Source organism: Pseudomonas sp. RSB 5.4 (assembly GCF_037126175.1).
Lineage (GTDB): Bacteria > Pseudomonadota > Gammaproteobacteria > Pseudomonadales > Pseudomonadaceae > Aquipseudomonas > Aquipseudomonas fluorescens_H.
On sequence record NZ_CP146986.1, the window covers coordinates 4,914,995 to 4,934,680 of the forward strand.

Consider the following 19,686-nt stretch of genomic DNA (forward strand, 5'->3'; position numbering starts at 1 on the left):
TCTCATGGACGCAAATTCTCCACCTAATAGATTAGGCCGCTCAACGCAGCGGAGAATTTGGTAATGATCGTTTTGAACAGAGAAGTGGGCGAATCGCTACGGCGCGACAAATATGTCAACGTCCAGGGTGGTGACTTCAATCTCTACGGTCATTTTGCCGACTTCGTCAGACTGACCAAAAGTTGGGAAAACATGGAGCCGGACAGTTACTACGGTCAGGCCGAAGCCGGCATGCGTTACCGTCGTTACAGCGACTTTGAGTACAACCCGAAAACACGTGAATTGAAGCAACTCGAACATCGCGCTTACGTGCAGTCGAAAGAGAACAACGCCTATGTGGGCGGTGTTGTGCGGCACTTTCAGGACTTCTCCGATGAAGTGATTACTTCGCCGGTGATGCGCAGCCTGATCGACACCGATTTTGAAGTGTACAAAAGCGTGCTGCCGGAAGAGCTGCACGATGAAATCTGGCAATGCCAGATCCATCAGATCCGTATCGAGATCAAACCCGGCAAGCAACTGGAAATCACTCCGGAAGGGATTCACTGCGACGGCTATCCGTTCAGCGGTGTGCACTTCTGGGGGCGCAACAATGTCGAGGGCGCGGAAAGCCGTTTGTACGATGTGCACGAGCATCAACTGGCGTCGACCACCTACCAGGAAATTCTCGACACCACGTACTTCCTCGATCGCGACATGCGCCACTACGTAACCCCGGCGCGCAATACCCACACGCATGCCATGGCTTACCGGCAGATTCTGGCGATTTCCTTCTCGCGGCCCGGGACCGCTTTCGACATTGTTCGCTAATCAGATCACCCCAATCGATGGCGTCGAGTGCTCGACGCCGGTGGTGCTGCGACGCGCTACCGCCAAGGACGCGCAGCGCATGGAGCGTTTCTTCCGCCAGTTCGACGAGGTGTCGTTCTGTGAGTGGCAGGACGCCAAATGCCTGCGCGGTGTATTGATCCAGAAGACCACCACGGCCTATCTGGCCTTCGACGTCGAGGGTGAAATCGTCGGTGCGGTGCTCGGCGGCATGCTCGGCAGCCGCGGCACCATCAACCACCTGGCGGTCAGCCCACGCTATCGCAGCCAGGGCGTCGGCCAGCGGTTGGTGGAAGCAGCGTCATCCGACATGAAACGGGTCGGTGTATTACGGATGTTTCTGTTCGTCGACGATGCTAACCTCGCGGGCAAGCGATTCTGGACTGCCCAGGGTTTTTGCGAACCCCACGGCGAGCGGACATTTGAGAGGGATCTATGAATGAAACGTCCGGCAGTGCGCCGCTGATGGCTGCTCATCAGCCATCGCGCACGTTTGCCGAAGCCAGCCCGGTGGTGGCCGGTTACTTCACGGTGTCGTTCGTGTTCGGGCTGATGGCGGTCAATGCCGGGCTGCCGATGTGGCTGCCGGTAGCGATGTGTCTGTTCGTCTACGCCGGCGCTTCGCAATTCGCCGCGCTGGCGCTGATCTCCAGTGGTGCGTCGCTGACCACCATCGTGCTGACCACGTTCCTGATCAATGCGCGGCACATGCTGATGTCGGTGTACATGGCCAAGGCCCTGCGCGCACTGGGGCTCAGCCGCATGGAGCGCTGGGCTTACGCGGGTGGGCTGACCGATGAGTCTTTTGCGTTTCACAGCGTCAAGCTGGGCACCGGCGCGCCGGTCAATATCCGTTACCTGATCGGCTTCAACCTGTTCTGCCACACCTCCTGGGTGCTGGGCGGATTGCTGGGCGCCGTTTGCGCGCAATATGCGTCGCACCTGATCAAATATCAGCTCGACTACGCACTGACCGCGATGATGCTCTACGTGCTGGTGTCGCTGTGCAACACCCGCAACAAACTCATCGCCGCAGCGGCTGCCGTCGCCTGCATGGGTGCGCTGAGCCTGGTTGGCACATCGCCATTCAACGTATTCATCGCCACGTTTGTGGGCTGCGGAGTGGGTGTATGCCTGACCAAACGTTCCTGATCCTGGTGGTGGCGCTGATGATGGCCGTGACCTTCCTGCCACGCGCGTTGCCACTGCAAGTCAACACCGAGCACTGGCCGCCATTCGTTGCGCGGGCGCTGGAATACCTCCCGGTGGCGATCGTCGCTGCGATCAGCCTGACTCCCTTGTTGATCAAGGATCAGCACCTACAGCTCGACCGCCCGGAATTTTATGCAGCCATTCCGACGTTGTTATGTGCGTATTTCAGCAAAAACCTCTTTCTCAGTGTGGCGGTTGGGACGGCTGCGTACATTGCGCTCGGCTCGTTCATGTAGCGGCAGATCGACCACGTCATTCAGGGCCTGGCCCGACAGGTTCGGATTGTTCACCGCCAGACGCACTTCGAGGAAATCCTCGAAACCGGGGAAAATCGTCAGGCCGTTCTTTTGCGCGGCCTCACGAGACACCATGCCGACCGCGTCCATCTGCGTGATCAACGACAGCGTCAGGGTCTCGCTGCAGGAATAGACCATGCGCTGACCGTTCTCGTGATTGCCCAGACCAGCGTCGAGAAAACGCAGGAAGCTGTGGGAATACGGACAATCTTCCGCAGGACGCACCTGAAACTTGTTGCCCAGCAACGTCAGTGGATCGTTTTCCTGCCCGCAATGGGCACCGACCACCTGCACCTGCACATCCGGCAAAACAATGCTCGGCAGACCCGGACGTTGCGGGCCGATCAGCACCGCGAGGTCAAAGTCCTCATTCTTCAGCTTGCTCAGGTTCTCCATCGACTCGGCGTAGCTGAATTCCATCTGGTAATCGGGAAACACCTCGATCAGGCGTCCGATCATTCGCCGGTTGAAGTCAGACGACAACGTGTTGTTCAACGCAACCTTCAAGGTGCGCTGGCCGGGCACCTTGAGCGCCTCGACCTTTTCTTCCATCTGTCGCGTGGCAATCAGCACTTTGTCCATGTAGGGCGTCAGCTCCGTGCCTTGCGGCGTCAGCGTCAGCCCTTTGTTGGAACGTCGAAACAAGCGGAAACCGAACTGCTCTTCGACCTTGTTCAACTGTGCGGCCAAGGCCTGCACAGTCAGGCACGAATGCTCGGCTGCGGCCGACAACGAGCCGGTCTGCACGATGCGCATGAGGTTGCGTAAGGTTCTGCTATCCATGGGTAATGCCCTCTGAAGTGGGCTGGGTATTGTTGTTTACGAGACTGCCGATCCGGCGTCATATGCTGGCTATATTCCAGCACCTGAGCATAGTTGTCGCGGGTTTAGTAGCGAATTGATGTCCCCGCCGATGGCTGGAAGCTGACACAGGATCGGGATTTTTGATGACGTGGGGGTGATTGGGGTCAAGAAAAGTGCCCGGCTCGGACGAGTCGGGCACTTTTTTATGCCCCGGGACTACTGCATTTTTGAGTATTTCCCACACCGAAACGTCACTGTTTTGCACCGTTGTCGGAAGCCTCCTATAGAAAAGAGCGAACGGGCTGATTTACCGCCAATGCACAAGTGGCTGAAATATCAGGTAGTTATTTTCGGGACTTTTAGTCCGAGGCCATGGATTTCCAGGCAATGCCGGCATCCGCGAAGCTAGCGAGTCGATGCCATGAGTTTGCAGGGGAGCAGGGCGTTACCCGATCAAAAAACCTGGAAAGATCTGGGCTTACCGGATATTCGCGATATCGACCCCGGCCTCCTGATTTCTGCAGTCAGAGAGCTTCCGGGTGCCTCGAGTCTTAATGCAGCGTGGGAGCAAGTCGCCAGAGGCTTTGGACTTGTTCACGGTCTTGATGCTGTTCTGATCGAAACGCCATATGGACCGGTTTTGGTGAAGCATGAGCATTTGCTTCATACGGTGGAAAAGCGCCCGAATGCCCGTGAGCGATTCACCGAATTTGCGCGAGATACCCTGACGAAACCGTTAGAAATATGGCGGGTCCCCTACGATGACGCCTCGTTTCGACTCTCCTTCATCGGCGCCTACAACGCGAGATACCAGATGCTGGTGGTCATCCATGTTGAGCGTGGCAACCTACTCTGGAATTTCATGAACTGTGACAAGAAGGGCCTGAACAAGCATCGGCATGGTGAACTGTTGTATCGACGTTACCGGTAGCTCAAACAAGAAAGGGCAGCCTTCTCAGGCTGCCCTTCACATGAATGTCGCTTGATATTGTGCTCCCTCAAGCAGGGGAGAAGAGGTCTCACCCGAGCGCTGATTTTCAGGTCATCAACGGGGTTCCTAACGCCGACTATTGCCACCTGAAGGCAGTCGGTTTCGCGCTCTTGAGCCAGATTCTCTGCCACGGAACATTGAGGTGTCAACCTGAGGTTTTGAGGATTTTATTCGTATGCGGATAGGGTTATTGAAAAAATTCATATGTGTACTACGCTGAGCTTGCGGAACAGCGAAGAAGGACGACCATGGCTACCTCATCCCCAGCCCTCACCCCGCGTGAACAACTCGACGTCCCCGAAGCCGGGCGCGTCGCGCTGAAGTTTTTCTTCAACCTCATGGAGCGCTGGGGTTGCAACGCGGAGCAGCAGCGCACGCTGTTGGGCGGCGTTGGCAACACCACGTTCTACAAGTACAAACATTTGCCGCCGAACATTCGCCTGCCGCATGACACGCTGGAGCGCATCTCGTACTTGATGGGCATTCATAAGGCGTTGAGCATCATCTTCAGCAACAGCCGCGAGCGCGCCTACACTTGGGTCAGCAGCCCGAACACGGCGGCGCCATTCAATGGCCGAACGGCGCTGGATTACATGCTGGCGGGGAGGGTGGTCGACATCGCTGATGTGCGCCGCTACCTCGACGGGGTGCGCGGTTGAAGGCCCCGCCGCTGGCTGAGCCGCAATGGCCAAAGGCCTACCGGATCGTCAACAGCAGCTTCCCGCCGATTGCGCTGTTCGAAGACGTGCTCGACCCCGAAGACCTGGAAATCGCCTACGCGCTGGAAGCGCTGACCAACGATCGCCTGATCGAACAGGCCGGCGTCCTCGCCCGCGTACGCCCCGAAGACCGGCTCTCCGGCCCCGGTTCAACCCCGGTGATGGCGGCGTTTACCCACATCGGCAAAAGCAGCCGCTTCACCGATGGCACCTTCGGCGTCTACTACGCCGCCAGCAGCCAGGCCGCGGCCATCGCCGAAACCTGCTATCACCAGGAACGTTTTCTTGCGGCCACCAACGAAGCGGACCTTGAGTTGACCATGCGTACTTACGTTAATCGCGTGGTTAAGCCGCTGCATGATGTTCGTCACGACTTTCCGGATTTGCATCAACCCGATCCAGACGCCTATGGCCCATCCCAGGTGTTTGCCCGACAACTGCGTGAGTCTGAATCGTGGGGGATGCTCTACAACAGCGTTCGCCTGCCGGGCCACGAATGTGTCGCCGCGTTCCGCCCGCCAGCGGTGTCGATTCCGAAGCAGGGCAAACATCTGCGTTATGTGTGGAGTGCGAGTCAACGCAGGATTTCGTTTGTGTTTGAGATCAGTCAGGTTTGAAACGCAAAAAGCCCTCGCGATACCGCGAGGGCTTTCTTTTGGCGGTTTACGTCAATGGCTTGCCGTTGGCGCATCCAGCACTTTCACCACGTCGTCGATTAGCGCCTTGCTTAACTCCTGCAGATACTGGGAGGCATAAGCGTGAAGATCCGGATCGCGCGCGACTGAAGTGTCCGCAGTGAGCAATCGTGAGATGTGAAGCAAGTGGGAGGCGTGGGAAAGGGCGGTTATTACCGGAACACCACGATTGGTTCGGAACAGCGCTTGATTGGCCTGGAAGGAAAAGTGCGTAAGGCCTGCTGTTTTCAAATCGAGGTAGTTGGTCATTTCGCTTCACCTGTATCTAAGGCGTGGAGTGAGTTGACCGATGTGGCAGCGCGGCGGATTACGGATGGATCGATGGCATTCATTTGTAAACTCCCTGTATCAAATGAGAGCTGCCATTTTCGTTCTCAGGCGAAAGGGTGGCAGCTATGCGCAGGCTGAGAAACCGGAGATACAGGAATCCGGCAGACCCGAAGGTCTCCCACGCACAGCCGCCATTACACGTGAATACGGGTGCAAAAAAGCGCCGGCAATCATGGGTTTGGGGCGCTGGTGCGCCTGTATCTTACCCGGGTTCTCAGGCCCGGTCGCTGAATTGGCAGCGACGGGTTTGACGGTAGCTTGCGGAGGACGGACGCGCAATCGTGGCCAGGTGGTGGCCGTTGCCATCTCTGTGTAGTGCAACACTTATGTTGCGAATGCAGCAAATATGTTGCACATTCGCTTTACCGAAACGGCGAGTGATGCACATGAAGTACAGCGAGTTTCGGCGATGGTTGAAAGCCCAAGGCGTTGAGTTTCAAACCGGCAAGGGCAGTCACTTCAAGGTTTCCTTGAATGGCAAATCAACTGTGTTTCCCGACCATGGAGCCAAGGAAATGGGCGAAGGGTTGAGAAAATCGATAATCAAACAGCTGGGCCTCATGAGAGGAATCGTGATGTTCGAATATGCGTTGGAAGTTCACGAAGAGCCGGACAGTGTCTGGTTGTCCTGCGCAGAAATTCCTGAGATGCACGCCGTTGGCGACACCCTCGAGCAAGCGTTGGACACCGCCATTGATGCAATCGAGACGGCATTCTCGATATACGTTGATGATCGCCGGTTGATTCCGACCGGGCAGGCAGGAGAACAGGCAAGTGACGTTGTATTGCGTCTGCCTGCGCTGACTGCAGCAAAGGTTGCTCTGTGGAATACGCTTTTGGAGTCAGGTTTAAGCAAGGCCGAGTTGGCACGTCGTCTCGGCGTACAACGGCCCCAGGTCGATCGCCTGGTAGATTTCCTGCATCACTCCAAAATCGAGAATGTTGAGCGTGCGTTGCAGCAACTTGGAAGGCGGATTTCGCTTTCGGTTCAAGCTGCATAAGTTCAGCAAGCGAGCGTTGGAGAAAATAGCTGAAGGCGAAGAAAAGGCATGGCAAATGAGCTAGAGCGATTTCAGATGGACTTGATGGAATCTGTACGTCAGATGATGGCTGGAAAGGCCTCGCGCGTAACGCTGCTGCCGCTCTCGGCGGCCACTGAAGAGCAAAGGAAGGCCGGGGTTTCTCAAAGCGTTTTCGCCAACCTAAGCTCCGTAGTGACACGAGCAAAATAAGGTGGGGAAAAATAGAGTCAGACCACAGTCTCAGCTCAAAAAGTGGTCTGTCCCTTATTTCCTCGCAATCGGTCGAATACTACGAACAAATGCTGAAACAACTGGCTGCGGCCTGATTCAACACTTACTTATCTATTGAGGATTTCATCATGAGCCATTCGAAAAAAACCGTCGTCATCACTGGCGTCTCCCGAGGTCTGGGCGAAGGCATCAAGGCCTTCCGTGAACTGGGCTACAACATCGTCGCCCCGGCCACCGCTTAACGCCTGACCAGCGAAAGCGTGGCACGCTTCGGCCGCATCGACACCTTGGTCAACAACGCCGGCATCTTCGTCGCCAAACCGTTCACCGCCTACACCCCGGAAGACTACGCCGCGGTGCTGTCGGTCAACCTCAACGGCTTCTTCTACATCACCCAACTGTCCATCGCCGAGATGGAAAAACAGGGCAAGGGCCACGTGGTCAACATCAATACCAGCCTGACCGACCACGCGCTCGACGGCGTGCCCTCGGTCCTCGCTTCCCTGACCAAGGGCGGCCTCAACGCGGCCACCAAATCACTGGCCATCGAGTACGCCAAACGCGGAATCCGGGTGAACGCGGTATCGCCGGGCATCATCAAGACGCCGATTCATGGCGAGGAAACCCACGCGGCGCTGGGGGAGCTGCACCCGGTTGGGCACGTGGGTGAAATCGACGATATTGCGCAGGCTGTGGTGTATCTCGATAACGCGAAGTTTGTGACCGGCGAGATTCTGCATGTGGATGGCGAGCAGAGCGCTGGGTACTGATTGACGCGGCAACAAAAAGCCATGACAGCGATGCGAGGGCTGATAAATAGGAGATACAGAAATCAGTCGCCACCACATAGAGTTACAATGGAAAAGCGCCGGCAAACGTGCGTTGGAGCGCTGGTGCGCTTGTATCTTACGATGGTTATCAGGTCGACTGCTGGATTAGCAGAGACAGGTGAAATTGTACTTTTGGATACTGCGAATTTTTGTTTGAATAATATTTTATATGGTTGTTTTTATTTTTAGTAGGAATTCTAAATAAATTAACCACTGTTACAGATAGGGTGTGGTTTAGTGTTTTTAGATTTTAAATCTAGTGTTAGGTAAACCATGCGCTGAAAGCACATGGTTTAGGCTGTTTACTTATATCCGTGTAGTTCCGATGGTTAAGTATTTGATGAATCGGTTATAGTGAAATTCATTCATTTCAGCAACTAGTGCTTTGAGGTTATCACTTGCTCTGCTGTTTGATAATAGGCTTTGTTTGTTGCAGTCATAAGTTTTTGTTAAGCTTGAAAGTTCAAAAATTAGCTCTGCTCGATCGTCTTGATAATCTCTGCTATGGACGCTCTTCGGTGCGGTTTTTTTCAACTCATCAATAAGTAAGCCGTCTTTGTACGCGCAGTTGTCGACTATTATGTAAGCCCAGTCAGCTACAGGTATTAACTCATTTTTTATTGATGTATTAAACTCTGGTGAAGTACAATCTGTCCGCTCAAATCTTTCGTTAAGCACGTTAGAGAATGCAATAAACTTGTCGGTTGCGTCGTTTTTTATCTCAGTGTTGGAAAATATGCGCTTAAACTCATCACTTTTCTTGAGACATTCTGTTGCGCGATTAAACGTTTTAGATCCAGCCGAGCGCAAGCTAATTGCCAAATCAAGCATATTGTCCGTTGCTGACGGATTAAGCACGATTTGTATTGGGCCGTAAGGATTTGGGAAAGATTTTGAAGAAGATCTAGCATAGTTTGTGCCAAAATCAGAAAAATTTCCGAAGACTTTGTCCCAAAGCTGATGTTCTTTATCAATCTGGTCCGTGTCAAAAAAAGTGAAATTATACCCGCTTTTTGAAAGTTTATTTCTTGATGGTATCCCGCCAAGCTTTACGTAAGATAGAAAATCTTGGAGTTGACACGCATGGTAGAGCTTTGCTTTTCTTTTGATTAGTTCAGCTTTTACCTCGAGTATTTCTTCTTTTTTTGAAATTGTCATCTGAGTCTTCCCTAGATTAGCTTTTCTTGAGTGTTAATTGTCATGCTGTAGCGCTGCTCTGACATAACTAAGCGCTCCATTAATTGTGTTTGCTGGGGTTCTAAAAGTTCCTTGATTAATATTGAAGCTTCTTTCCAAATCTGATCAGCAGCCTCTATGGTTAACCCCAGTTTTCCCAATCGCCATGTTTTTTCTCTGTCCCACCAGTAGCAATCATCCAACTGATAACAATTTGCACTTTCAAAGTAAAACTGTATCCAGCCTAATGTTTCTTTGTCTATTTTTAATTGTTTTCCACAGCGTGCCAACGCCTTCTTTCCTTCGGGGGTGTGCTTGTCAATGGCTACCCAATAAGGAAATGGCTGAGGGTTTTTATCTTTTATTGAAGTATAGTTTGGAATGCTTTCAGTAACGGAGAGGTATGCAGTAGACACCGCAAAAGCTTTATCCCAGGGCCATCCGGCAAGTTTGAATCCATGTTCGGCAAGATGGGTTATTTTCTTTTGTTGTTCTGTTTTCTCAAGAGCGTTTATCCAAGACCAAAAGTCATTTGGTCGCCTGATAGCTTCGCAAATGATTTTTAAATGGCGATTGTTTTTATCATTTTTCAATAAGGTTGTGGTAGCTCCTAGTGAGAGCTCATATGCGAGGCTTCCCAATCCGGCAGCATTTTTATTTTTTTTCGACTCGGCTAGATATTCGTATTGAAGAATAAGGCTGCTGGGGATTAAATTAAATGATAAGCGCTCAGTGTTATGCCAGCACTCTTCGAATGCGATAACACCCAATCTATTCCTAAGCCATATGGTTTCATTGTTTTCGAGTAGTCGGATTGTCGCAGACCTAACCACTTTGGCGTCTGATCTACGGACAGCCTTCTGCAAAAGGGATCTGCATTCAGCATCGATATTAGGATTGCTTCTAACGTGTGCCATTCAAACTCTCTAGTCGTGAGGAGTTACAAACTCACGATAAAATTTAGTGCACAATATTAAGGCTATATTTCTATCTTAGGATGATGAATCTACACTGATTTTCCTAAAGTAGTCAATTCTGTTAGCGCCTGAATCAACGGCGGGTCCTCGCGCGGCGGGGCTTTTTTATTTGAAAAATCTCTGCAGTAATATAGAAATTGCTGGCATCGAATTATTTTTTTTGATAAAAACAGCTGAATGCCAAAGCTGATAAAGTCAAACAATCATAAGGAAATGTAATGATTTACAAGGAACTGCTTTCTATAAAAAGGTTTCGCGCTTCGGCTGTTGGGGATAGGAGTAGCCTATTGCAGGCTGAAAGTGATCGTGGTCGATTACTTTTTTGTCCAGCTTTTCGTCGACTTCAACAAAAAGCCCAAGTTTTCTCTCTTGAGTCTAACGCGGCGGTTCGAAGTCGACTAACCCATTCTTTAGAAGTCTCACAGATGGGGCGATATATCGCTGACCAAATCTCGCTTCAATTAATTGAAAAAAATTTGGCATCAGGTATTGATTGCGCTGCCCTTACAACCTTTGTAGAGACTGCATGCCTGATGCATGATATTGGAAATCCCCCCTTTGGGCATTTTGGGGAGTCTGCAATATCGCAATGGTTTAGGGAGAATGGAAAAGAATCAATATCAACATCTATTGGTCTAGATGACGAACGAATGACGGCTTTTGAAGAAACCGAAATTTCGAATGCTTTAATTGATTTTTTGGAATTTGATGGGAATCCTCAAGGCATAAGGGTAGTGACTAAGCTGCAGAGGAATTCTGATGAATACGGATTGAATCTGACTGTTACTACAATAGCCTCTTATTTAAAATATGTGAGGCAGAGTGGGGAGAAGTATATCCCGGGAGCGCCATTTTCCAAAAAATGTGGTTATTTTTCGACTGAGGCCGATTTAGTTAAAGGCGTATGGTCTGCGTTGAATTATGATGTGCCGCAACGCTTTCCCTTGGCTTATATCATGGAGGCCGCAGATGATATTGCGTATTGTATTAGCGATCTTGAGGACTCTATAGAGAAAGGGCTTCTATCAAAACAGAAAGCGCTTGAGGATATATATGACTCTTGGATGAGCAGGGGAGCATCCTCTGATGAACTAGAGTCTGCTATAAAAGCTGTGCTTGTTCGTGCTATCGAAGGGAAGCGAGAAGACGGTTCCGAATTTACATATACGGATTTTCGAACTAGCTTAAATAGGTTGCTTGCCGTATTTTCTGCTGATCAATACATACGATGTCATGATGAGATTCTGAAAGGGCAATGTTTATCTTTAATTCCGGCAGAGTCATCGGCGGGAAAAATTTTAGATACGCTAAAAGACTATTGCAAAGAGAAGGTTTACCGCCATGAAAGTGTTCAGATGGTCGAGCTTGCTGGGTATCGGGCTATCTATGGATTGCTTGACCAATTTGGCTGTTTACTGGACGCAAGTGAGGATAGGTTTTCTCGTGCGTTAAGATATGAAAAAAAGGATGGTGGAGAAAACCCAATAATTGTCGAAAATAAGCTGTTAAGTATTTTGCCTCGGAATTATAAGGCGGTGTACGAGGAGCATAAGTCAAAACTTGATGTTTTAGATGATCGATATAGATATCTGGAGTGGAATTTGAGGGCGCATTTGATTACCGACTTTATTTCGGGCATGACTGATGATTTTGCCATTAAAACTTATCAGATTTTAAATGGGATTAGACTATGACTCTGATGTTTTTTGATAGCCATCCGTATTGGAGCGTAAGGGATATCGTCGAAAAAAATAGCAGTGTAGTCGCTTTATGTTTTAGTTATTACACATATGTTCCTCAGTCTTTAACGGATGAGCGGGAGATTTTCTCAATATCAAGAAGTCAACTTCTTGATGAGAGATTCATGTTCAAGGTTATTGTTGATACTCCAGATGGGCAAGAGTTAGCTCTACACTCAACGGTCACTATGGAAAATGGTGATGTTTTACATTTTCCCATGATAGATATGTCTACCGGATCTACAGCTCACCTTGAGAAGGTCAGACCTATTCTGGGTGATGAGCTTTTTTTTGATTTTGACTGGTATAAAAGTGGACGCTCGTATCACGGATACGGGAAGTTTTTAATGAATCAAGAAGAGTGGACTGTGCAAATGGGTAAGCTTCTGCTCGTGAATAAGATAGGTGTGCCGCCGACAGTAGACCCTCGATGGGTTGGGCATCGGTTAATTGCGGGTTACTCTGCATTGCGATGGACCAGAAATACTTCTCATTATGTCGGACTTCCACATAAAGTAGGTGGAAAAAACAAGCTCTAATTTTTATATGAGTCTGATGAGGATAGTGCTTATCTTTTTTTATACCTATAGGCAAGTCTGATTTTTCGGCTGTTTTTGCCATTTTTATATTTCCAAATTACATTTCAATTATTTATCGCGCCGTGAGGTTTACGTCAAAGTAGCCTTACTTAAGCAACTGCAAGATGAAATCAGCGATGGTCAATGAACTGGAGCAATTCCAGCAGGACTTGTTGGACTCTGTTCACCAAATGAAGGCGGGAAACGCAGCTCGTGTGACAGAGGTGCCACTTTTCGCGGCTGCTGAAGCGCGGGCCAAGGTGGGCGTTTCGCAGAGTGCATTTGCCAAGTTGATCGGCGTGAGTTTGCGGACGTTGCAGGATTGGGAGCAGGGTCGCAGGCAGCCGACAGGTGCGGCACAGACACTGTTACGTGTTGCTAGCCATCATCCGGAAGCATTGCGGGATTTGCAGCCAGCCTGAGGTGAAAACATCTACAGATTGTTCCGATTAGAAACCGGAAATGCGGTTGCTGATGATCGGAGATGTGGACGAAATGTGGACACTCCAGAAACAACAAAGCCCCTGCATTTCTGCAGGGGCTTCGTTTTGTATGGTGCCGGCACCAGGAGTCGAACCCGGGACCTACTGATTACAAGTCAGTTGCTCTACCAACTGAGCTATACCGGCGTGTGGGCGACGATTATAGCGATTGGGTTGGTTCTGTAAACCCCTGAATTCAGACTATTTTTACGCAGGCGCTGGATCAGGCTTGGCGTGAGCGGTGACGCCGGGTTTTTAGCCGCAAAACCGAGGTGCTACGCGATCAAGCCAGACTGAGCGTGAGGGCAGAATTTCCGCACCGTTCAAGCACCCATTTCACCCGTTTATGTCGTTTTGATTGGAAGCTTATGCACAACGGATGGGCGCTACGGCTGCGTTGCAGGGGATTTTGTGGACACGTTCTCATTTTGTGTGCAAATCCCTGTTTTACAGGTTTTTTATCTATATGAACAAAAAATGACCAATGCTGTTTAAGCGGTCTAACGGCCGTGAATATTGGATCCACTGGAAAACCATCAACAGAGTTATCCACAGGCTGTAAAGATTTTAAGCGCGTTCAGCCAGCAGCAGGAAATTACGCGGTGTCAGTGGGGTGTCGCAAAAGGTGCCGAGGCGTACGACATACCCCTGTTCACCGAGGAAAATCGCTCGATCAAGGTTCAGCCAAAGCTCCAACGGTCGTCGGAACAGTCCGCGCAGTAGTTCCAGGTTGCGAACTTCGGCCAACCGCTGCCAACCGGCGGCTTCCAGTGCCTGCCAGTCTGGCGTGCCGATTGTGGATAACTCTTTCAGCGCTGCCAGGTCGCGGCAGTAATCGGCGAAGGGTTTGTCCAGCCAGACGCTGGGCAGGGACGGGGTTGGCAGGTATTCGTCGACGCCGCGCAGTTGCCGTTGCAGCAGGTCGAAGGCCAGGCGCCGGGCCATCGAGGTGTCGCGCTGACGTCGGACGCGTGCGCCAGCGGTGACGGTTTCGCTCATGGGCAGTGCCAGATCTTCGAGTGAGAGTTGTAGGGCAGATCGCATGCCGGCGCAGGACAAGGCCTGGTACTCGTTGCGATTGATCCGGTTGTAGCAGCACGGGGCGATGGCCATCTGCTGACATCCGGCAGCGCTCGCCAGTTGCATCAGGCGCACATGCAGGTCGCCGCAGGCGTGCAGGGCGACCGGGGTGTGTTGAGCGCTCAAAACAGTCGTGGCGTCTGCTGCCAGCACATCCTGCTCGACATGCAGGGTGTGCAAATGATGGCGCTGACTTAATGCCTGACCGCTGGCGACCAGCGCCGGATCGTATTCAACACAGGTCAGCTGTTGCCCGGCGCCCAGCAGGCGCCTGCCCAAATGCCCCTTGCCGGAACACCAGTCCAGCCAATGTGTTGGCGCAGAGGCGAAAGACAAGCGGCTGGCGAACGCTTCAATTTGCTGCCACTTGCGCCCCGGCACATCGACATTCAATCGATGGCCTGCCGCTTCCAGCGCATGTGCCGGCAACTCTCCGACTGCGCTCAGCGCAGCCGACAACGCCGCCAATGCAGCGAACGGCTCCGGCGCATCGATGAGATCGGCAGGGTGGTTATGCACAAGCTCTGCATCTTCCAGCGATCGTCCGCGTAGCCACGAAGCCAATTCGGGGTAGGCGGTTTCCCATGGAAGCGAAAGATGAGTGAACGGACGAGGTTTCCACAGCGCCTGATGCTCAATTAAAAAAGCATCCAGCGCAGTGAAACGGGCGAGTAGGTCCTCGCCCGTCAGCACGTGGGAAGTTTCAACGCCCCTGGCAGGCATCGACGCGCAGCCAGCGCTCCAGCAGCTTGAAGCCGCGCACCAGCACGTAGGACATCAGCAGATAGAACACGCCAGCGGCGAAGAAGATTTCCACCGGCAGGTAGGTGCGGGCAATGATCGTGCGGGCCATGCCGGTCAGCTCCAGCAGAGTCACGGTGCTCGCCAGCGCACTGGCCTTGAGCATCAGGATCACTTCGTTGCTGTAGGCCGGCAGGCCGATGCGCGCCGCACGCGGCAACATGATGTAGAACATCGCCTTGGGCTTGGACATGCCCAGTGCCCGCGCCGCTTCGATTTCGCCCGGCGGAATGGCCTGGATCGCGCCGCGCAGGATCTCGGCAATGTACGCCGCGGTGTGCAGGGTCATGGTCGCGGTGGTACACCAGAACGGATCGCGCAGGTACGGCCACAGTGCGCTGCTACGCACCGCATCGAACTGCGCCAGGCCGTAGTAGACGAGGAACAGTTGCACCAGCAGCGGCGTGCCACGGAAAAAGAAGATGTAGGCGTAGGGCAAAGCGCGCACGTACCACAGCTTCGAGGAGCGGGCGATGCCCAGCGGAATGGCCAGCAACAGGCCGGCAATCACGGCAATCGCCACCAGTTCCAGGGTCAGGGTCGCGCCCTGCGCCAGTTTCGGCAGCCACTTGATGATCACTTCCCAGTTCATGAAGCGCTCCTCGCAAAGCCGCGAGCGGCGCGTTTTTCCAGGAAGTGCATGCCGCTCATCGCCAGCACTGTCAGGCCCAGATACATCACCGCGGCCACCAGATAGAAGGTGAACGGCTGTTTCGACACGGTCACGCCGATCTGCGCGTGACGCATGATTTCTTCCAGGCCGATCACCGACACCAGCGCGGTGTCTTTCATCAGAATCATAAACAGATTGCCCAGGCCGGGCAGGGCGATGCGCCACATCTGCGGCATGATCAGCTTGGTGAAGATCCGCCATTTCGACAGGCCCAGCGCCACACCGGCTTCACGGTGGCCCTTGGGAATGGCGAGGATCGCGCCGCGGAACACTTCTGTGGCGTAGGCGCCGAAGCACAGGCCCAGCGCAATCACGCCAGCGGCGAATGCGCTGAGTTGCAGGTCGGGGTTGCCGAAGAACTCACCGAGGCTGCGCATCAGGTTGACCGTACCGAAGTAGATCAACAGCACCCAGAGCAATTCCGGGACACCGCGCACCAAAGTCGAATAAGTACCGCCAAGCCATTGCAACGGCTTGTACGGGGAAGTCTTGGCCAAGGCGCCGAGCAAACCGAGCACCAGTCCCAGGCACAGGGCCGTCAGCGCCAGTTTGACGGTCATCAGCGCACCGGCAGCGAGGGCCGGGCCGAATCCGTAGAGGTCGATAATCATGGATTTCTTTTCAAATCGCGGCAGGCAAGGCCGGGAGCCGGCGCCGTCGGATCACGGCGCCGGTCCCGCAGGTCAGATCAATAGATGCTGAACGGGAAGTACTTGTCGTTGATCTTCTTGTAGGTACCGTCAGCGACGATTTCCTTCAGCGCGGCGTTCAGCTTCTCACGCAGCGGATCGCCTTTACGCACGGCGATGCCGATCTTGTCGCTTTCCACGACAGGGTCGCCCTTGAACTCGTAGTTCTTGCCGGCGTCGGTTTTCAGCCAGTCGTAGTTGGCGTACTTGTCGGCGAGGATCGCGTCGACACGACCGGAGGTCAGGTCCAGGTAGGCGTTTTCCTGGGTATCGTAGAGTTTTACTTCGATATCGCTACCGTAAGTGTCCTCGAGCCAGGTGCCGGCGAGGGTGGCGCGCTGCGTGCCGATGATCTTGCCTTTGAGTGAATCCTTGTCGGTTTTGAACTCTTTATCTTTCTGCGCGATGAACTGCAGCTTGTTCGAGTAGTACGGGTCAGTGAAGTCCACCGCGCCCTTGCGCTCTTCGGTGATCGACAGCGAGGAGATCAGGAAGTCGAACTTCTTCGCGTTCAACGCAGGGATGATGCCGTCCCAGTCGGAGGTGACCACGGTGCACTCGACTTTCATCTTGGCGCACAGGGCGTCACCGATGTCTTTGTCGAAGCCGACCACGTTGCCGCTGGCGTCTTTGTTGTTGAACGGCGGGTAAGCCGCTTCGATGCCCATCTTCAGGGTCTCGGCCATGGCACCGGCGCTGAACGCGAGGGTGACGGCGGCGGCCAGGAAGACCTTTTTAAAATTCTGCATGCATGTTGCTCCGTTAGCGGTTGCTGGACATGAATTGTTTGCAGCGCGCCGAAAGCGGGTTGTCGAACACCTGCTGAGGCGATCCTTGCTCTTCCACCAGCCCCTGGTGGAGGAACACCACTTCGCTGGAGACCTGACGGGCAAAGCCCATCTCGTGGGTCACCAACAGCATGGTGCGGCCTTCTTCGGCCAGTGCGCGGATGACACTAAGTACTTCCTGAACCATTTCCGGGTCAAGGGCGGAGGTGGGTTCGTCGAACAGAATCACCTTCGGCTGCATCGCCAGCGTGCGGGCGATCGCGGCCCGTTGTTGCTGACCACCGGACAATTGCGCCGGGTAGGCGTGGCGCTTGTCGGCGATGCCGACCTTGGCCAGCAGCGCTTCGGCGACTTCGATCGCCTCGGCCTTGCTCTGGCCGAGCACGCGGCGCGGGGCTTCGATGATGTTGTCGAGCACGCTCATGTGCGGCCACAGATTAAAGTTTTGAAATACAAAACCAATCTCGGAACGCAGGCGGTTGATCTGTTTGCCATCAGCGGCAACCAGTTCGCCATTCTTGGCGGGCTTGAGCTTGAGTTCTTCACCGGCCACCAGAATCTGGCCCTGGTGCGGGTTTTCCAGCAGGTTGATGCAACGCAGGAACGTGGACTTGCCGGAACCGGAGGAACCGAGGATCGAGATCACATCGCCGTCGCGGGCGGTCAGCGAGATGCCTTTGAGCACCTCAAGCTGTCCGTAGCGTTTGTGCAAGTTGCGGATTTCAAGCGCGGGCGTGGCCTCAGCCATGTGCGTTCCTCATATATGTTGCGCTCCTGCTGTTGGCGGGCCTTCCTGGCGAGGCGGCCAAGCTAGCATAGCGTTTCAATGGCAGCCAACAGCGCTACGGGCGGTAAGCGGATGGCGTGTGGCAGGTTGTCGCATCGGCACAGCAGACTGTCGCCCCATCAACAACCGAACGGGTGTTTAAACGTGCAGCCCCGTGGGTGTTGCGTAAAAAAAGGCGCGATGTTGCCAGCTTTGGCGGGGTGTTGGAAGCGCTATCCGGCCGAACGTTCCTGAATCGCCCTTTTATTGTGCATCCCACACTTTTTCAGTGTGTTTCTGGTGCGCTCGTTCGTTTGCAAAGTGAGTCGCAGGGTAACGTTCTGGCGAATTGCCATTAATTTTAAGGACTTGCGATGACTGTCCGGTCGCGTTAAAAGCCGCGGGCCAGAAGAGTTTGAAACATTTTGGCGCACTTATTGCGTGCAGAATCTGGAACGCCCCGTTGGTTTCTTTTTACGAGAAGGAAAACCAGACGGGACGGACGCAATCGCTTTCCTCGCAAAGGTAGTTCCGATGAGCAGTACCCCAAGCTCCAATGGCCTCGAACAGGGGCTCAAACCGCGTCATGTGACCATGTTGTCGATCGCCGGTGTTATCGGCGCCGGTCTGTTCGTTGGCTCCGGCCACGCGATCGCTGCCGCTGGCCCTGCCGTACTGCTGGCTTACGCCGCCGCCGGTACCCTGGTGGTGCTGGTGATGCGCATGCTCGGTGAGATGGCTGTCGCCTCGCCTGACACCGGTTCGTTCTCGACATACGCCGACCGTGCCATCGGGCACTGGGCCGGCTTCACCATCGGCTGGTTGTACTGGTGGTTCTGGGTGTTGGTGATTCCGCTGGAGGCCAACGCCGCCGCGACCATCCTCCATGCCTGGTTCCCGAGTGTCGGCATCTGGGCGTTCGCACTGATCATCACCCTGCTGCTGACGGTCACCAACCTGTTCAGTGTGAAGAACTACGGTGAGTTCGAATTCTGGTTCGCCCTGATCAAAGTGCTGGCGATCATCGGCTTCATCATCCTTGGCCTTGCGGCGATCTTCGGCTTCCTGCCGAACAGCCAGGTCAGCGGTGTTTCCCACCTGTTCGACTCCGGCGGCTTCCTGCCAAACGGCATGGGCGCGGTGCTGGGTGCAATCCTGACCACCATGTTCTCGTTCATGGGGACCGAAATCGTGACCATCGCGGCCGCGGAATCGAAGAACCCGGGCAAACAGATCTCCAAGGCCACCAACTCGGTGATCTGGCGGATCGGCCTGTTCTACCTCGTGTCGATCTTCATCGTTGTGGCCCTGGTGCCGTGGAACGATCCGACCCTGGCCAACCTCGGTTCCTACCAGACCGTGCTTGAGCGCATGGGCATCCCGAACGCGAAAATGATCGTCGACATCGTGGTGCTGGTCGCGGTAACCAGCTGCCTGAACTCGGCGCTGTACACCTCGTCGCGCATGCTGTTCTCCCTCGGCAAGCGCGGTGACGCACCGGCCATGTCAACTCGGGTCAATAAAAGCGGCACGCCTTACTGGGCAGTGATGTTGTCGACCGGTGCGGCGTTCCTCTGCACCTTCGCCAACTACGTGGCCCCGGCCGCGGTGTTCGAATTCCTGCTGGCCAGTTCCGGCGCCATCGCGCTGCTGGTGTACCTGGTGATCGCGTTCTCGCAACTGCGCATGCGTAAACAACGCATGGCCCGCGGCGAGAAAATCGTCTTCAGCATGTGGCTGTTCCCGGGCCTGACCTACGCGGTGATCATCTTCATCGTCGCGGCCCTGACCATCATGCTGTTCCAGGAAGCCCACCGCGTGGAAATCCTCGCGACCGGCCTGCTGAGCCTCATGGTAGTCGTCGCCGGCCTGCTGGTGGCGCGTCGTCGCAAGCAGGAAAACCGTGGTGCGGTGGTGTTGAACTGATCCGCAACGCGTAATGCAAAACGGCCGCTGTCAGTGATGACGAGCGGCCGTTT

At 53.8% G+C, this 19,686-nt stretch carries 21 protein-coding genes, 1 tRNA gene and 2 pseudogenes; 14 read left to right on the forward strand and 10 right to left on the reverse strand.

Features of this window, described 5'->3' with window-relative positions; all coding sequences use genetic code 11:
- The first annotated feature begins 63 nt into the window (after positions 1–63).
- The 4 genes from V9L13_RS22215 (at position 64) to V9L13_RS22230 (ending at position 2,276) form a co-directional block, all read left to right on the forward strand.
- Positions 64–810, forward strand: coding sequence for a 2OG-Fe dioxygenase family protein (locus tag V9L13_RS22215; RefSeq protein ID WP_064585516.1), 747 nt, complete (start codon positions 64–66; stop codon positions 808–810).
- A gap of 79 nt (positions 811–889) precedes the next feature.
- Positions 890–1,267, forward strand: coding sequence for a GNAT family N-acetyltransferase (locus V9L13_RS22220; RefSeq protein WP_003220700.1), 378 nt, complete (start codon positions 890–892; stop codon positions 1,265–1,267).
- Positions 1,264–1,980 carry an AzlC family ABC transporter permease gene (locus tag V9L13_RS22225; RefSeq protein ID WP_003220701.1) on the forward strand — a complete coding sequence of 239 codons (717 nt, stop codon included), beginning with the start codon at positions 1,264–1,266 and terminating at the stop codon, positions 1,978–1,980. The genes V9L13_RS22220 and V9L13_RS22225 overlap by 4 nt, the downstream gene beginning before the upstream one ends.
- Entirely contained in the window at positions 1,959–2,276 is a 318-nt protein-coding gene (locus V9L13_RS22230) for an AzlD domain-containing protein (RefSeq protein WP_003220702.1), read from the forward strand. Before V9L13_RS22225 ends, V9L13_RS22230 begins: the two co-directional genes overlap by 22 nt.
- On the opposite strand, the gene V9L13_RS22235 is transcribed toward V9L13_RS22230, so the two are convergent.
- Positions 2,193–3,119: a LysR family transcriptional regulator gene (locus V9L13_RS22235; RefSeq protein ID WP_007961685.1), complete on the reverse strand. Its 927-nt coding sequence runs from the start codon at positions 3,117–3,119 to the stop codon at positions 2,193–2,195. The two genes, V9L13_RS22230 and V9L13_RS22235, sit on opposite strands and share 84 nt — an antisense overlap.
- A gap of 442 nt (positions 3,120–3,561) precedes the next feature.
- Here V9L13_RS22235 and V9L13_RS22240 point away from each other — a divergent pair, with 442 nt between their 5' ends.
- The 3 genes from V9L13_RS22240 (at position 3,562) to V9L13_RS22250 (ending at position 5,467) form a co-directional block, all read left to right on the forward strand.
- Complete coding sequence (locus V9L13_RS22240; RefSeq protein ID WP_201136045.1) at positions 3,562–4,071, forward strand: PBECR2 nuclease fold domain-containing protein; 510 nt, start codon at positions 3,562–3,564, stop codon at positions 4,069–4,071.
- 308 nt (positions 4,072–4,379) lie between these two features.
- The gene (locus V9L13_RS22245) at positions 4,380–4,790 is read left to right on the forward strand and encodes an MbcA/ParS/Xre antitoxin family protein (protein ID WP_338800555.1); all 411 of its coding nucleotides are present in this window, start codon (positions 4,380–4,382) and stop codon (positions 4,788–4,790) included.
- Positions 4,787–5,467, forward strand: a complete 681-nt coding sequence (locus V9L13_RS22250) for an RES family NAD+ phosphorylase (RefSeq protein WP_338800556.1) — start codon at positions 4,787–4,789, stop codon at positions 5,465–5,467. Before V9L13_RS22245 ends, V9L13_RS22250 begins: the two co-directional genes overlap by 4 nt.
- A gap of 51 nt (positions 5,468–5,518) precedes the next feature.
- Here V9L13_RS22250 and V9L13_RS22255 read toward each other — a convergent pair whose 3' ends face one another.
- Positions 5,519–5,794: a DUF3077 domain-containing protein gene (locus V9L13_RS22255; RefSeq protein ID WP_338800557.1), complete on the reverse strand. Its 276-nt coding sequence runs from the start codon at positions 5,792–5,794 to the stop codon at positions 5,519–5,521.
- Positions 5,795–6,261: 467 nt separating this feature from the next.
- On the opposite strand from V9L13_RS22255, the pseudogene V9L13_RS22260 reads away from it, so the two are divergent.
- The 3 genes and pseudogenes from V9L13_RS22260 to V9L13_RS22270 all read left to right on the forward strand — a co-directional run.
- Positions 6,262–6,435 (forward strand): annotated as a pseudogene (locus tag V9L13_RS22260) (type II toxin-antitoxin system HicA family toxin); the annotation flags it as partial.
- A gap of 15 nt (positions 6,436–6,450) precedes the next feature.
- On the forward strand, positions 6,451–6,876 hold the full coding sequence (locus V9L13_RS22265) for a type II toxin-antitoxin system HicB family antitoxin (RefSeq protein ID WP_103485324.1): 426 nt from the start codon (positions 6,451–6,453) through the stop codon (positions 6,874–6,876).
- 380 nt (positions 6,877–7,256) lie between these two features.
- Positions 7,257–7,898: pseudogene (locus tag V9L13_RS22270) on the forward strand (SDR family oxidoreductase).
- Positions 7,899–8,264: 366 nt separating this feature from the next.
- Here V9L13_RS22270 and V9L13_RS22275 read toward each other — a convergent pair.
- Both V9L13_RS22275 and V9L13_RS22280 read right to left on the reverse strand, forming a co-directional pair.
- Positions 8,265–9,116: a hypothetical protein gene (locus V9L13_RS22275; RefSeq protein ID WP_338800558.1), complete on the reverse strand. Its 852-nt coding sequence runs from the start codon at positions 9,114–9,116 to the stop codon at positions 8,265–8,267.
- Between the two features lie 11 nt (positions 9,117–9,127).
- Entirely contained in the window at positions 9,128–9,904 is a 777-nt protein-coding gene (locus tag V9L13_RS22280; RefSeq protein WP_338800559.1) for a hypothetical protein, read from the reverse strand.
- Positions 9,905–10,329: 425 nt separating this feature from the next.
- Here V9L13_RS22280 and dgt point away from each other — a divergent pair, with 425 nt between their 5' ends.
- The 3 genes from dgt to V9L13_RS22295 all read left to right on the forward strand — a co-directional run bounded on the left by dgt (position 10,330) and on the right by V9L13_RS22295 (position 12,850).
- Positions 10,330–11,805, forward strand: coding sequence for a dGTPase (dgt, locus tag V9L13_RS22285; protein ID WP_338800560.1), 1,476 nt, complete (start codon positions 10,330–10,332; stop codon positions 11,803–11,805).
- A complete protein-coding gene (locus tag V9L13_RS22290) occupies positions 11,802–12,389 on the forward strand; it encodes a hypothetical protein (RefSeq protein ID WP_338800561.1) in 588 nt (195 codons plus the stop codon). Before dgt ends, V9L13_RS22290 begins: the two co-directional genes overlap by 4 nt.
- 176 nt (positions 12,390–12,565) lie before the next feature.
- Positions 12,566–12,850, forward strand: a complete 285-nt coding sequence (locus V9L13_RS22295; RefSeq protein WP_338800562.1) for a helix-turn-helix domain-containing protein — start codon at positions 12,566–12,568, stop codon at positions 12,848–12,850.
- Between the two features lie 131 nt (positions 12,851–12,981).
- Here V9L13_RS22295 and V9L13_RS22300 read toward each other — a convergent pair.
- The 6 genes from V9L13_RS22300 to V9L13_RS22325 form a co-directional block, all read right to left on the reverse strand.
- Positions 12,982–13,057: transfer RNA gene (locus V9L13_RS22300), tRNA-Thr, on the reverse strand.
- Positions 13,058–13,477: 420 nt separating this feature from the next.
- Positions 13,478–14,713 carry a methyltransferase gene (locus V9L13_RS22305; RefSeq protein WP_338800563.1) on the reverse strand — a complete coding sequence of 412 codons (1,236 nt, stop codon included), beginning with the start codon at positions 14,711–14,713 and terminating at the stop codon, positions 13,478–13,480.
- On the reverse strand, positions 14,694–15,383 hold the full coding sequence (locus V9L13_RS22310; protein WP_003220713.1) for an ABC transporter permease: 690 nt from the start codon (positions 15,381–15,383) through the stop codon (positions 14,694–14,696). The genes V9L13_RS22305 and V9L13_RS22310 overlap by 20 nt, the downstream gene beginning before the upstream one ends.
- The gene (locus tag V9L13_RS22315; protein WP_003220715.1) at positions 15,380–16,075 is read right to left on the reverse strand and encodes an ABC transporter permease; all 696 of its coding nucleotides are present in this window, start codon (positions 16,073–16,075) and stop codon (positions 15,380–15,382) included. The genes V9L13_RS22310 and V9L13_RS22315 overlap by 4 nt, the downstream gene beginning before the upstream one ends.
- 77 nt (positions 16,076–16,152) lie before the next feature.
- Positions 16,153–16,902, reverse strand: a complete 750-nt coding sequence (locus V9L13_RS22320) for an ABC transporter substrate-binding protein (protein ID WP_003220717.1) — start codon at positions 16,900–16,902, stop codon at positions 16,153–16,155.
- Positions 16,903–16,915: 13 nt separating this feature from the next.
- Complete coding sequence (locus V9L13_RS22325) at positions 16,916–17,689, reverse strand: ABC transporter ATP-binding protein (RefSeq protein ID WP_003220720.1); 774 nt, start codon at positions 17,687–17,689, stop codon at positions 16,916–16,918.
- Between the two features lie 552 nt (positions 17,690–18,241).
- Here V9L13_RS22325 and gabP point away from each other — a divergent pair.
- Positions 18,242–19,633, forward strand: a complete 1,392-nt coding sequence (gabP, locus tag V9L13_RS22330) for a GABA permease (RefSeq protein ID WP_201136038.1) — start codon at positions 18,242–18,244, stop codon at positions 19,631–19,633.
- Positions 19,634–19,686: the final 53 nt, after the last annotated feature.

What these genes read in the sequence shown, in the direction of transcription:
- V9L13_RS22220 (WP_003220700.1), top strand. Translation starts at nt 890, where the DNA reads ATGGAGCGTTTCTTCCGCCAGTTCGACGAGGTGTCGTTCTGTGAGTGG.
- V9L13_RS22230 (WP_003220702.1), top strand. Translation starts at nt 1,959, where the DNA reads ATGCCTGACCAAACGTTCCTGATCCTGGTGGTGGCGCTGATGATGGCC.
- gabP (WP_201136038.1), top strand. Translation starts at nt 18,242, where the DNA reads ATGAGCAGTACCCCAAGCTCCAATGGCCTCGAACAGGGGCTCAAACCG.
- V9L13_RS22310 (WP_003220713.1), bottom strand. Translation starts at nt 15,383, where the DNA reads ATGAACTGGGAAGTGATCATCAAGTGGCTGCCGAAACTGGCGCAGGGC.
- V9L13_RS22295 (WP_338800562.1), top strand. Translation starts at nt 12,566, where the DNA reads ATGGTCAATGAACTGGAGCAATTCCAGCAGGACTTGTTGGACTCTGTT.
- V9L13_RS22240 (WP_201136045.1), top strand. Translation starts at nt 3,562, where the DNA reads ATGAGTTTGCAGGGGAGCAGGGCGTTACCCGATCAAAAAACCTGGAAA.
- V9L13_RS22245 (WP_338800555.1), top strand. Translation starts at nt 4,380, where the DNA reads ATGGCTACCTCATCCCCAGCCCTCACCCCGCGTGAACAACTCGACGTC.
- V9L13_RS22325 (WP_003220720.1), bottom strand. Translation starts at nt 17,689, where the DNA reads ATGGCTGAGGCCACGCCCGCGCTTGAAATCCGCAACTTGCACAAACGC.
- dgt (WP_338800560.1), top strand. Translation starts at nt 10,330, where the DNA reads ATGATTTACAAGGAACTGCTTTCTATAAAAAGGTTTCGCGCTTCGGCT.
- V9L13_RS22290 (WP_338800561.1), top strand. Translation starts at nt 11,802, where the DNA reads ATGACTCTGATGTTTTTTGATAGCCATCCGTATTGGAGCGTAAGGGAT.
- V9L13_RS22235 (WP_007961685.1), bottom strand. Translation starts at nt 3,119, where the DNA reads ATGGATAGCAGAACCTTACGCAACCTCATGCGCATCGTGCAGACCGGC.
- V9L13_RS22215 (WP_064585516.1), top strand. Translation starts at nt 64, where the DNA reads ATGATCGTTTTGAACAGAGAAGTGGGCGAATCGCTACGGCGCGACAAA.
- V9L13_RS22305 (WP_338800563.1), bottom strand. Translation starts at nt 14,713, where the DNA reads ATGCCTGCCAGGGGCGTTGAAACTTCCCACGTGCTGACGGGCGAGGAC.
- V9L13_RS22255 (WP_338800557.1), bottom strand. Translation starts at nt 5,794, where the DNA reads ATGACCAACTACCTCGATTTGAAAACAGCAGGCCTTACGCACTTTTCC.
- V9L13_RS22315 (WP_003220715.1), bottom strand. Translation starts at nt 16,075, where the DNA reads ATGATTATCGACCTCTACGGATTCGGCCCGGCCCTCGCTGCCGGTGCG.
- V9L13_RS22265 (WP_103485324.1), top strand. Translation starts at nt 6,451, where the DNA reads ATGTTCGAATATGCGTTGGAAGTTCACGAAGAGCCGGACAGTGTCTGG.
- V9L13_RS22275 (WP_338800558.1), bottom strand. Translation starts at nt 9,116, where the DNA reads ATGACAATTTCAAAAAAAGAAGAAATACTCGAGGTAAAAGCTGAACTA.
- V9L13_RS22320 (WP_003220717.1), bottom strand. Translation starts at nt 16,902, where the DNA reads ATGCAGAATTTTAAAAAGGTCTTCCTGGCCGCCGCCGTCACCCTCGCG.
- V9L13_RS22225 (WP_003220701.1), top strand. Translation starts at nt 1,264, where the DNA reads ATGAATGAAACGTCCGGCAGTGCGCCGCTGATGGCTGCTCATCAGCCA.